The sequence below is a fragment of the Dolichospermum planctonicum genome, assembly GCF_005402965.1.
Taxonomy (GTDB): domain Bacteria; phylum Cyanobacteriota; class Cyanobacteriia; order Cyanobacteriales; family Nostocaceae; genus Dolichospermum; species Dolichospermum planctonicum.
Genome location: NZ_BJCF01000039.1, coordinates 1 through 13,883, shown reverse-complemented (window position 1 = coordinate 13,883; position 13,883 = coordinate 1). Strand labels below are relative to the sequence as shown.

At 36.9% G+C, this 13,883-nt stretch carries 5 protein-coding genes and 1 pseudogene; 1 reads left to right on the top strand and 5 read right to left on the bottom strand.

The window, feature by feature from the left end:
* Positions 1 to 35 precede the first annotated feature (35 nt).
* From FFO06_RS15645 to FFO06_RS15635, 3 genes and pseudogenes are all read right to left on the bottom strand, one after another.
* On the bottom strand, positions 36 to 6,203 hold the full coding sequence (locus FFO06_RS15645; protein WP_137908868.1) for an AAA family ATPase: 6,168 nt from the start codon (positions 6,201 to 6,203) through the stop codon (positions 36 to 38).
* Positions 6,204 to 6,227: 24 nt separating this feature from the next.
* Positions 6,228 to 6,353, bottom strand: a complete 126-nt coding sequence (locus FFO06_RS22370) for a hypothetical protein (protein WP_255501582.1) — start codon at positions 6,351 to 6,353, stop codon at positions 6,228 to 6,230.
* 357 nt (positions 6,354 to 6,710) lie between these two features.
* Positions 6,711 to 7,182: pseudogene (locus FFO06_RS15635) on the bottom strand (Uma2 family endonuclease).
* Between the two features lie 91 nt (positions 7,183 to 7,273).
* Between FFO06_RS15635 and bchD the strand changes: the two are divergent.
* Positions 7,274 to 9,298 carry a magnesium chelatase ATPase subunit D gene (gene bchD, locus FFO06_RS15630; protein ID WP_137908867.1) on the top strand — a complete coding sequence of 675 codons (2,025 nt, stop codon included), beginning with the start codon at positions 7,274 to 7,276 and terminating at the stop codon, positions 9,296 to 9,298.
* Positions 9,299 to 9,408: 110 nt separating this feature from the next.
* Here the strand turns inward: bchD and FFO06_RS15625 are convergent, their stop codons facing one another.
* Positions 9,409 to 11,598: a pre-peptidase C-terminal domain-containing protein gene (locus tag FFO06_RS15625; protein WP_137908866.1), complete on the bottom strand. Its 2,190-nt coding sequence runs from the start codon at positions 11,596 to 11,598 to the stop codon at positions 9,409 to 9,411.
* A gap of 378 nt (positions 11,599 to 11,976) precedes the next feature.
* On the bottom strand, positions 11,977 to 13,883 hold a 1,907-nt coding region (locus FFO06_RS21635), incomplete at its 5' end, for a C2 family cysteine protease (protein WP_201275474.1).

Genomic DNA, 13,883 nt, shown 5'->3' with positions numbered 1-13,883 from the left:
TCTTTTTTTACCATAAATCGTGACATTCTTGTCAGTTAGATCAGTTCGGAAATAGCTGTAATTAATTCAAATACATCTATGGGTTTAGGAAGATACTTTTGAAAACCAGCGTTTAATACTTGATTGATGACTTCATTTGCAGTATAACCTGTGAGTGCGATCGCTGGAATTTGTCTTTTCTGGGTGGATTCTAAAGACCTGATTTGGTTTAGTAAACTATAGCCATTTTCCTCGGGCATCCCAATATCAGTGATTAAGATATCTGCTGGAAACTGTTGGAGACATTTTAATGCTTCCCTAACAGAATCCGCAGTCATGACTACTGCTCCATACTCTTCCAAGGCAAAAACCAAAAACTCACGGACATCAATATTATCATCAACAACTAAGACTTTTACACCATCAATAGTTGAATGTGGGGAATTGTTGAGCGACTTGCTCAAGGGGTTTAGCTCTGGCTGTGACTGGAGTAATGGTATTCTAACTGTAAAAGTTGCTCCCTGTCCCTTACCTAAACTTTTAGCCCAAATATTTCCCCCGTGCAATTCTACCAAGTGACGGACAATTGCTAAACCTAGTCCCAGTCCGCCATAATTTCGGGTATTGGAAGCATCAGCTTGACGAAAATAGTCGAAAATATAGGGCATAAAATCAGGACTAATACCAGATCCTGTATCAATTACTTGAATTTGTGCTTCTGAGCCTACTGTGTTTAGTCTGATTTCAACTTGTCCTCCGGGGGATGTAAACTTAATCGCATTAGTGAGCAAATTCCAGACAATTTGTTGTAAACGAATTGGATCACCTAATACCATCACATTATGAGATGCAATTGTCAGCAATATTTTAATTGACTTAGCTTTGGCAGCTAAATACATAGTATTAATTGCGGTTTCAATTGGTGATACTAAGTTGACTGGGTGAATATTGAGGCTGACATTACCTCGAACCATTCGAGAAATATCTACTACATCTTCAATTAATTGGGTTTGTGATTTGGCGTTGCGTTCAATAGTTTCTAAAGCCAGTGCTGTTTTTTCGGGACTTAATTTCCCAGATTGCAGCATTTGTGACCAACCAATTATAGAAGTCAGAGGCGATCTTAATTCATGAGAAAGTATGGCTAAAAACTCATCTTTAATGCGATTAACTCGTTGAGATTCCTCGTAAAGATGGGCATTATTCATTGCTAATAATAGCATTTGCGCTAACTGCACTAAAATAGCTTCATCATCTTCTGTAAAATCACCTTCATATTTATCAGAAAGGTGCATAAAACCAATGTGTTTACCTTTAATATCAATCAGTGGTGCTACCAGCCAACCGCGCAGGGGTAAATTGTTATTAATGTTATTAATTGCGGCTGGATGTGCTTCTAGTTCAGTCTGAGTCATTCGTATTGAATTTTGGATTTGACAACCTAACCTATAAAAATCAGATTCATCAAACTTTTCATAATTTTCCCGCCACTGTTCATATTTATCTGCAAGATGAACTGTATGAACTGCTTTTGTGCAACTTTCATCTATTTTAATACTAATGATTGATTGGTGCGCTCCGATAATTTCCGCAGCTTGCTGTGTAACCAATTGCAGTATATTATGAGTTGATAGTGTTGAATTAATAGTCAGAGATAAATCAGCTAACTTTTGCAAACGATTAGTGATTTTGAGAGTCATAGCATATTCTTCTAATTGTTGATTAGCTTGTTTGAGGCTGTCTGCTTGTTCTGATAAATTAGTATATAACTGAGCATTTTCTAGGGAAATAGCAGTTTGGGTCATTAACAAATTCAAAACTTCAATTTTATTATATGTAAATGCCCCTACAGTTAGCTGATTTTCTAAATATAAAATACCCATAAATTTACCTTTGTGAATAATAGGAAGACATAACAAACTTTTAGGTTGCTGGGAGACAATATAAGAATCAGCAGCTATTAACAGATTAGTTTTAATATCATCGGTTACGAATATTTTCGCCGTATTATAAACATAATTAATCACATTGATAGGAATATCTTTACTTAAATTCACCGGGGTTGATTCTTGGATAACATTTGCATTATCTATTTTTATGGCTTCCACAAATAGATGATTATTTTTAACTAGAATTAAAACAGATTTACTTGCACCGCTATTTTCCATCATCACTTGCATTAATGTTGATAGCAATTTATCTATGTGGATTTCACTAGCAATTACTTGAGAGAATTTTATAACTGTTTTCAAATCAATAGCCTCCGAAATACTATTATTTTTAGAAATCATCATTGATACAGGTTTTTTTCCTGCTTGTAGAGTCTTAGCAAGTAATTGGGGATAGGATTTTTCTAAATGGTCTACCTTAGCTTTTCCTCCCCAGCGTAAATAGCCATAATATGCTTTTGTCATATATAATGAAGCAATTTCATTTCTACCTAAAGATAAATAAAACTCTGCCGCTAATTCATAAGCTAAAGCTTCTTCATGAAGATATTCATAATTATTTGCACCTTGAATAGATCGGTCATAATATTCCATTGCTAAAAGCATTTGCCCTAAAACTCTAGCTTTTTCAGCCTCTATCAGGTCATATTTATGTTGATAATTCATTGGTGCATTAACAGCCCAATACTGCATCTTTTGCTGATTTGCTAAAACTTGTTTCATGGACTCCAGTTGTTCATGTTCAGACTGATAATTATATGCAGCCAAAAGAGACAAAGAATAGTAAAAATTATGTTGGCTGACAGTAATTTGTCCTGGCACAGATATTATATATTGTTTAGCAAAAATAGCATTATCAAGAGCTTTTTTGTATTCTTTAAACAAATAAAATTGCATGGTTTTAGTTAGATAAAATCCAAAGAGAGAGTGATAATTTTTATTATTAACTAAAAATAGAAACAAGTCCTCAGTAAAAAAATCACCATTAAATTGGCATTTATCCTGATTTATTGCTTGCAAATTAAATATTATTTGTTGCCAAGTTTTGATATTTTGAGTATGCCAATCGAGTTTTCTATGAGAGATTAAAGCAGCACAATTTTCTAGATATTCAGATACAGTTATTAAATTTTCCCCAGCAAATAACATCATGAACATATTAAACGTATAAGCAAAACCTAAAAAGTCTGTTTCACCTATTTTCCAGCCATATTCAGCAATCTCTTGTAAAGGAACTATAGATCCTCGAAAATGCTGTTTCCAATAAATAATATGAGAATACCATAACATTAAAATTCTGAACCTGATCACTTGATTATCAAACTGCTCTGATAAATTAAGAGCTAATTTTCCATAACTATATCCAGTATTAATATCTGAAAACCTATCGCAGACTATCAAACCATAACAAACATAAATATAAACAGATTCTACACAATTGCCATATTTAATAGCCAGATTTATTATAGTAAGTATAATCGGCAATTCCATCTCCAATGCTTGATGTGAGAAATAAGCTATAAAACCAATGCCCATTAGTATCCCCATTGCTGCAAGTTTATAAGGATCTGTCATTTTTGGTAAATGGATTAAATCCTCAACATTAACATTTATTAGGGGTACTTCTTCTACAGTAACTTCTAGTTTCTCTAATAATTTTAGACCCGTATCAAAGGTTAATTCCATGTCATGCATGAGCATTTGCTTTTTGTATACCTTAACTTCATCTAGTACACTAATTGCATTTTTCCTAACTATTTCTATATAAGTTATTGCTTGCTCAGGATGAATATTTAAATATGCTGCCTCCACCGCTTCTATATAAAGGTTTAATGTTAGGTTATATTCATGCTGCCAACTATCTGCTGCAAGTAATGATAAACCTTTTTTTAAATACCTAAAAGCAGCATCATAAGCTGTAGCTAATTTGGCTTTAGAACCGGCAATTAAATTTAGTTGAGCTACTGCATATTTTTCTGACTGAATCGTAATTAAATCCATGCCAATATTCAACTGATTCACAATTTCAAATATATTTTCTTCTATGTCTTTTTCCGAGGTATTTTTTAAGAGCAATTGCCCAACTTTTAAATGGGTAGATTGTTTTTCCTGGTCAGGAATCAAAGCATAAGCAGCTTGCTGTACACGATCATGTAAAAATCTGTAACTAAATTTCTGTTCTTCGTAGTTATGAACTGCTGATAACTGTTGATTATTAAGTAAATCAGATTGAAAGAAGTTGTAAATTTTTGTTGTCGGAATTATAAATTCTTCTAACAATGCTTTCCACAAATCTACCGCTGTTTCTATCTGAGATTTTTCATTAATTTTTGCTAATGTATCTAAATTAAATTGGTTGCCAATACAAGCGGCCAGCTTTAATACTGATTGAGTTGATTCAGGTAATTTTTGTAATTGCAGTGCGATAAATTCTACCACATCATTAGTGATAGCTAAAGCTTGAATTTGTGCGATATCACACTGCCAATAATGACAATCAAAGTTAAAGCGAATTAAACCATCTTCATAGAGAGATTTGATAAATTGGTGGCTGAAAAAGGGATTTCCCTGGGTTTTTAGATAGACTAATTGAGTAAAAGGTAGAGCTACTGTAGTCGGACAATTGAGAGTATCAGCAATGAGTTGATTGAGATCAGATTGATTGAGAGAATTTAGGGTAATAGTATTAATTATAGATACAGTTTTGCGGATATTCTCAATAGTTAATATTAAAGGATGTGTAGCAGACACTTCATTATCCCGGTAAGCACCAATTAACAATAAATAACTAATTTCATTTGTAGTCATTAGTAATTGCATCAATTTAAGAGAAGCCAAATCTACCCATTGTAAATCATCAAGAAATATGACTAAAGGATGTTTTTGAGTGGTAAAAACATGAATAAATTTCTCAAATAGCAAGTTAAAACGATTTTCTGTGGCCATGGTGGACAATTCTGGAACAGGAGGCTGTTTACCAATAATTTGTTCTAATTCTGGGATAACGGCAATAATAACTTGAGCATTTTCTCCTAACGCAGACAGAATTTTAGTTTTCCATTTTTGCAATTGAGTATCACTTTCAGTTAATAGTTGATCTATTAAATTTCGGAAAGCTTGTATAAATGCAAAAAAAGGAATATTGCGTTGAAATTGGTCAAATTTACCTTTAATAAAATAACCCCTAGCACAAACTATGGGTTTATGAACTTCATTAACTACAGCGGTTTTGCCAATTCCCGAATAACCAACCACCAGGAGCATTTCCTTATTATTAGCACAAATACGCTCAAAAGCTGTGAGCAGAGTTTTTACTTCTACTTCTCTACCATACAGTTTTTCAGGAATAGTTAGGCGATCGCTAATATCTCTTTTTCCTAATTCAAAAGTCTGAATATTTCCAGTTTCTTCTCCAGCTTTTATACACATTTCTAAATCATACTTAATCCCATGGGCAGACTGATAGCGATATTCAGCATTTTTCGCCATCAATTTATGAATAATTGCCGATAAAATCGGGGGAATATGACTATGGATATCATGTAATAATGGAGGTTGTTTAGCAATATGGTAATGTATCAATTCTATGGGTTCATTACTAGCAAAAGGTAATTCTCCAGTCAAAAGCTCAAAAAATGTCACACCTAAAGAATAGAAATCTGTCCGGTAGTCAACCAAGCGGTTAATACGTCCAGTTTGTTCTGGAGATAAGTATGATAGAGTTCCTTCCAGAACATTAGGACTAGCGAGAGTTTGAGTTTCTCTCTTAAGTAAGCAAGCAATACTAAAGTCAATTAGCTTAACTTCTAAGGTGCTAGGTTTAATCAGAATATTAGCGGTTTTTATATCTTTGTGAATCACCCTTTGATGATGCAATTCTTGTAAAATAGAAACTATTTGTAGAGCAATAGTGAAAAATTCTTTTAATCCTACTGCGCTGTTTCCCATACCTCCTGCCCCCCATTCTTTGATTTTTTCCTGGAGAGAAACACCCCCAAAATCCTCCATTACCAAAGCATAGCCGTTTTCATAATTTTCCAGTCCATAGGTTTTAATAATGCCGGCAATATTCAGATTTTTGATAATAGTATATTCATTACGAAACTGCACCAATTTCTCGAATTTTGGGTACTCCTGACGTAAAAATTTGATAACTACTGATATTTGGTCTTTTTCTCTTATGCATCGAAAGACCAAAGTTTCACTACTAGAATAAATTTTTTCAACTATTTTATAACCTGTTAATTTTACCATTTGCATATCCCATAAACCCATAAAATTTTTTTCACCAAATGTTTGTCACAATAGCGAAATAAAAGTGCTTGTGATAATGGCTGCTATTTTTTTCATGATCATCAATTCAAAATCAAAAATATCATAACGCAAAAGTTGCCATATTGCCAATAACCACAGAATTTTATTCATACCTCATCCTTGAATTGCAGTGGTTAATTCATTTGTAACAATTTGTGAAGCAATAACACAGAAGCTTGGAAGCCCCATATCTGTGCAGCCTCCTTTACTTCGTGTTCTTTGCTACTTTGTAGTTTATTGGTTCGTAATTTTATTAATTTTATTATTTATACGTAAGTATGTTTATTTATCCCTGATCATCAGCTGTTACGCACTTAAATTGTATAATCCTAAAGTTGATATCCCCAACTTTTTTAATAAGTCAGGGATATGAATTTTAGAGACTATTAATATCAATACCTTTAGCTTCTAATTTTGCTAATAAGTCTTGATAATTTTGACGTTCTTGTTCAGCACGTTGATTTAATTCTAGAAATGTGAGAAACTTTTTTCCATCTGCGGAGGAAATACTTTACTTAAGTCTAGCGATAAATCAGGGAAACAGGGTAAAGATATCACTTGATTTGGTAAGACAATTCGCCTATTTGCATAACCAAATTGACATTGTTTATTTTGATATGGTTTACTGTAACATTCTCAGCAATTATCTAATAAATTAAATATCCAATAATCAACAATTCCGGCTTTTGCATACAGAGGTATTTTTACCTTTTGGTCATAATCTATTGCAGCATCTGCAACTTCTAGGAAGTTCCCGCAATAAATTACGTAAACAAGTTTCATACGCTCTACCTTTTGATACCATTTCTATCAATTCTCCGTTAATTAATTGAATGTGATGCCTACGGCGAGCGCAGCTATCATCTTCTTTGAAAAAGCCGATTTCGGTGAGTTGGTGATATTCTTCCAGAGTAAAACTTTTAACCTGAATCCTAGTCATATATCTTGCTCCTTGAGGAATTGCCATTACATATATTCTAAAATGTGCCAAGAATTGCTATGCTAGAATCATAGTAACTATTAAGGAAACAATGCGATCGCCTACTCTTACCCCGACAATGACTGCTTTTCCCTTGGCCGCTGTAGTTGGCCAAGAAGCAATTAAAATAGCTTTGCTGTTGACAGCAGTAGACCCCGTTTTGGGGGGTGTGGTAATTGCAGGTCGTCGCGGTACTGCTAAATCTGTAATGGCGCGTGCAATCCACGCTTTATTACCACCTATTGAAGTTGTGAAAGCTTCTGTTAGCAACTGTGACCCCAACCATCCAGAAGAATGGGATGATAAACTCTTAGCTGAACAAAGACAGGAGATAGAAACGGAAATTATTCCCGCACCTTTTGTGCAAATTCCCCTGGGTGTGACTGAGGACCGGCTTTTGGGTTCTGTGGATGTGGAACAGTCGGTTAAGCAGGGTGATACAGTATTTCAACCGGGGTTACTCGCTACAGCTAATCGAGGTGTGCTGTATGTAGATGAAATCAATTTATTAGATGACCAAATTAGTAACCAACTTTTATCGGTATTATCGGACGGACGTAACCAAATTGAACGGGAAGGAATTAGTTTTCAACATCCTTGTAAACCGTTGTTTATTGCCACCTATAATCCCGAAGAAGGGGCATTAAGAGAACATTTACTTGATAGAATAGCGATCGCCTTATCAGCAGACGGAGTTCTGGGTATAGATCAAAGAGTACAGGCAGTTGCACAAGCGATCGCCTATTCCAAGTCTCCCACAGAATTTCTGCAACAATACAGCGAAGACATAGACTCCCTGAAAACCCAAATCATCCTGGCACGGGAATGGTTAAAGGAAGTCACCATTACCCCAGAACAAATTACCTACCTCGTCAATGAAGCCATTCGCGGGGGTGTGGAAGGACATCGCGCGGAACTATTTGCGGTGCGTGTAGCCAAAGCCGCAGCAGCTTTAGAAGGACGTAATACCGTAACAGCGGATGATTTACGTCGCGCTGTGGAATTGGTCATAGTTCCCAGAACCACTATCATCCAAACACCACCAGACGAACAGCAACCACCTCCACCTCCACCCCCACCACCAGAAAACCAAGACGAGTCGGAACAAGAAGAAGAACAAGAGTCAGAACAGGAAGAGGAAAAAGAAGAAGACCAAGAACAGCAAGAACCCCCAGACATTCCCGAAGAGTTTATTTTTGACCCAGAAGGGGTAATTCTTGACCCAGAGGTGCTTTATTTTACTCAAATGGCACAACGTCAAGGTAAATCGGGAAGTCGCAGTATTATCTTCTCAGACGACCGGGGACGGTATATCAAGCCAATGATTCCCAAAGGTAAAGCCCGACGCATCGCCGTAGATGCCACATTGCGAGCCGCAGCCCCATATCAAAAAGCACGCCGAGCTAGACAGCCAGATAAAAAAGTCATTGTTGAACAGGGAGATATTCGTTCTAAGCGGTTGGTAAGAAAAGCCGGCGCTTTAGTCGTATTTGTTGTAGATGCTTCTGGTTCAATGGCTTTAAATCGGATGCAATCTGCTAAGGGTGCAGTCATGCAGCTTTTAACAGAAGCCTATCAAAATCGTGACCAAGTATCTTTAATCCCCTTTAGAGGAGAACAGGCAGAAGTATTATTACCCCCTACCCGTTCCATTGCTTTAGCTAAAAATAGGTTAGAAAGATTACCCTGTGGTGGCGGTTCACCCCTAGCACATGGTTTAACTCAAGCCGTGCGGGTGGGGATAAATGCCCAAATGGGTGGCGATATCGGGCAGGTTGTTATCGTGGCAATTACTGATGGACGCGGTAATATTCCTTTGGCTCGTTCTTTAGGTGAACCCATGGAACCAGGAGAAAAACCAGATATCAAAGCCGAATTATTAGACATTGCAGCCAGAATTAGGGCTTCGGGAATGCAATTGTTAGTCATTGATACGGAAAGTAAATTTGTATCCACTGGCTTTGCCAAAGAATTGTCAAAAACCGCTGGTGGTAAGTATTATCACTTGCCGAAAGCCACTGATAAAGCGATCGCCGCCATGACTAGAGGTGCTATAGCTGACATGAAAGCAAAGTAAATTAACGTAAATCAACTTTTCGTGGTTTTGTTTTATTATATACAGCATAACTACGAAAAAATCAATTTATATTTTTTGAAAATTAATATTTGTACTGCTGCCAATTATGTCTAGGTATTAGACCACTGAATAATACTCCTCAAAGAGACTAATTGACTCCATGTGACATCAGCATGGCTAAAACCCCAAGGATTTTGTAAGTGGAAAGTTCCATTAGTGGCATTATAAGATGTAATGGTGTAAGCATGACCATTAACCACACCATAATCACCACCATAGACAAAAGCTGCCGTTAAAACCTGATGAGAATTAACCAAATTAATCAGTTGAGTTTGAGTCATATTAACGGCTTCAAATGATGAAGTTCCTAATCCCGTTACCTGAGGAATTACTGTATCCATCCAACCAGTTTCTATGGCTGCGTAGGAATTATTTTGAGTATCACTGTAAGTACGACTCCAACCAGATTCAGCTAATTGGGCATAGGCTTTTTCAGCTAAAGCTACCCAAAGTTCATTGCTATTAGAAGAAACCGAGCCTCCACCCCAACCAGCATAAGCGGCATAACCACCAGAAGTTGGCAAGTAACGATCTACTGTGACATAATCAGCTACGCCATTGTTATAAAAACGCACAGTGAAGGTATTATCACCATTGTTCGTAAACATATTTTGGATGTACTCAGGTTTTTCCCGGGCTATAGAAGCTAAAGTTACTAGATAATAGCAGTCTCCCACCGCTCCTTGGTAAATGTCATCAGCACTAAGTCCATTTTGGAACAGAGAACCACTAACATAACTATAGGTATAACTGGAACTGGTTAAATCAGGTCTATCATTTCCTAAGAACCACTTACCAATCAGATTTTCCATTTGGGTAGCACTACTACCGGCAAACAAGTTACCAATACCGGAACGAGTGTTAGCAACGTCACTATTAGCAATTTTATTAGATAGGACCTTCACGGAATCAGCCATAGTGAAAAAGGTAGAGTTACTAACAAGAGTCCGTAAGTCAGTTAACTCATTGGCATTAATTACACCACCATCTTTAGCATCACGGAAAATAGCAATCATGTCATTGCGACTCAAATTACCATCAGCCGCTAAGGAACTGGTTAAAGCGATAATTTGAGCATCTCGGAGATTTTGACTATACCAATCTGTTAACGACAAACTGTAAGTAGTATTACGACTATATTGATATATCCGCACATAATAAGTACCCGCACTCAACTGACGAGTAATGGATTCCGAAGTAGTACCACCAGCAGTAGAACGGGAAATTACACCACCAGAACTATTGAGTAACTGAACATCCGCATCGGCACTCAAGCCTGTTAAACTCAAACTAAACTTACTTTGTCTTTCCACATTGAATTTATAGTAATCGTTAGTATCAGATCTTCCTACCCAATCACTAAAACTTTGAGTTGCTGTTAATGCACCAACAGCACGGGCTGTAGCTGTGGTATTTCCCGCATTATCAACAGCAGTAGCAGTTAACGACAAACTGTAAGTAGTATTACCACTATATTGATATACCCGCACATAATAAGTACCGGCACTCAACTGACGAGTAATGGATTCCGAAGTAGTACCACCAGCAGTAGAACTGGAAATTACAGTACCAGAACTATTGAGTAACTGAACATCTGCATCGGCACTTAAGCCTGTTAAACTCAAACTAAAGTTACTTTGTCTTTCCACATTGAAACTATAGTAATCGTTAGTATCAGCTCTTCCTACCCAATCATTAAAACTTTGAGTTCCTGTTAATGTACCAACAGCACGGGCTGTAGTTAGGGTATTTCCAGCATAATCAACAGCAGTGGCATTTAACGACAAACTGTAGTTAGTGTCACCACTATATTGATATACCCGCGCATAATAAGTACCAGCACTCAACTGACTAGTAATGGATTCAGAAGTATTACCAACAACAGTAGAACGGGAAATTACACCACCAGAACTATTGAGTAATTCAATATTCGCATCGGCACTTAAACCTGTTAAACTCAAACTAAAGTTACTTTGTGTTCCCACATTGAATTTATAGTAATCGTTAGTATCAGCACTTCCTACCCAATCATTAAAACTTTGAGAGCCTGTTAATCTACCCACAGCACAGGCTGTAGCTAGGGTATTTCCCGCATAATCAGCAGGTACATTTAATGATGGAAGTTGCTGTAAACCAGGATCTGTGGGATTAGGATTTAAAGGATCTTTATCCAGGTAATTTAAGGAATTAGCCAATCCTGATAAAGAGGAATCAAAAGACTTTTCAGAATTATCAAACATAATGGACTCCTAAATCATTTATGAAAATGTGGATTTGTATAGGGTTGGGAATGCTGACCGACAATACTTATCCTCAGTACACCTCAACTGTTCAGTATTGTTTCCACAAAAGTCAGATCTGAATCTCTCTCAATCAATAAAATGAAAATATTCACACTAATTCAACCCTGATCTGGGTTATCAGGGTAAGTTTCATCAAAACTTTTAAGATTCAAATATTTGACAATATTTTTGTATAACAATTAACTGTCACGAAATCAATATAAAAAGTAAATTAACGGGAGTCAAAAATTCGTATAATTATTGAAATCATTATTAATTAAATAAACAGCAGTACAAATATTAATTATTAATTATTTGTACTGCTTTCAATGATGTCTAGGTATTAGACCACTGAATAATACCCCTCAAAGAGACTAATTGACTAAATGTGACATCAGCATGGGTAGAACCCCAAGGATTCCGTAAGTGGAAAGTTCCATTAGTGGCATTATAGGCAGTAATGGTATAAGCATGACCATTAACCACACCATAACCAGCACCATAGACGAAACCCGCTGTTAAAACCTGATTAGAATTAACCAAATTAATCAGTTGAGTTTGAGTCATACTGCTGACGGATTGGGAAGTAGCACTTAATCCCATTACCTGACGAATTACTGTATCCATCCAACCACCTTCTATGGCTGCGTAGGAATTATTTTGATTACCACTGTAAGTACGACTCCAACCAGATTCAGCTAACTGGGCATAGGCTTTTTCTGCTAAAGCTACCCAAAGTTCATTGCTACTAGAAGAAACCGAGCCTCCACCCCAACCAGCATAAGCGGCATAGTTTCCATAAGTTGGCAAGTAACGATCTACTGTGACATAATCAGCTACACCATTGTTATAAAAACGCACAGTAAAGGTATTATCACCATTGTCCGTAAACATATTTTGGATGTACTCAGGTTTTTCCTGGGCAATAGAAGCTAAAGTTGCTACATAATAGCAGTCTCCCACCGCTCCTTGGTAAATATCATCAGCACTAAGTCCATTTTGGAACAGAGAACCACTAACAGACTGATAGGTATAACCTGTATCTGGGCGATCAGTACCTAAGAACCACTTACCAATCAGATTTTCCATTTGGGTATCACTACTACCGGCAAACAAGTTACCAAAACCGGAACGAGTGTTAGCTGCGTCACTATTGGCAATCTTATTAGATAAGACCTTCACGGAATCAGCCATAGTGAAGAGGGTAGAGTTACTAACTAAAGTCCGTAAGTCAGTTAACTCACTGGCATCAATTACACTACCATCTTTGGCATCGCGGAAAATGGAAATCATATCATTGCGACTCAAATTACCATCAGCCGCTAAGGAACTGGTTAAAGTGATAATTTGAGCATCTAGTAGATTTTGACTATACCAATCTGTCGGAGTTGGTGTGGGAGTTGGTGTGGGAGTTGGTGCAACATCAGTAGCATTTAATGACAAACTGTAGTTAGTGTCACCACTATATTGAAACACCCGCACATAATAACTTCCTGCACTCAACTGACTATTAATGGATTCAGAAGTATTACTAACAGCTTCAGAAATGGAAATTACACCACCAGAACTATTGAGTAATTGAACATCCGCATCGGCGCTCAAGCCTGTTAAACTCAAACTAAAGTTACTTTGTGTTCCCACATTGAAACTATAGTAATCGTTAGTATCAGCACTTCCTACCCAGTCACTAAAACTTTGAGCGCCTGTTAATGTCCCAACAGCACGGGCTGTAGCTGTGGTATTTCCCGCATTATCAACAGGTGAAGGTGCAACAGCAGTGGCATTTAAGGACAAACTGTAAGTAGTGTCACTACTGAACTGATATACCCGCGCATAATAAGTACCCGCACTCAACTGACTAGTAATGGATTCAGAAGTATTACCACCAGCTTCAGAACTGGAAATATACTCACCAGAACTATTGAGTAATTGAACATTCGCATCGGCACTCAAGCCTGTTAAACTCAAACTAAAGTTACTTTGTGTTCCCACATTGAAACTATAGTAATCGTCAGTATCAGCACTTCCTACCCAGTCACTAAAACTTTGAGTTGCTGTTAATGCACCAACAGCACGGGCTGTAGCTAGGGTATTTCCCGCATTATCAATAGCAGTAGCATTTAAGGACAAACTGTAAGTAGTGTCACTACTGAACTGATATACCCGCGCATAATAAGTACCCGCACTCAACTGACTAGTAATGGATTCAGAAGTATTACCACCAGCTTCAGAACTGGAAATAT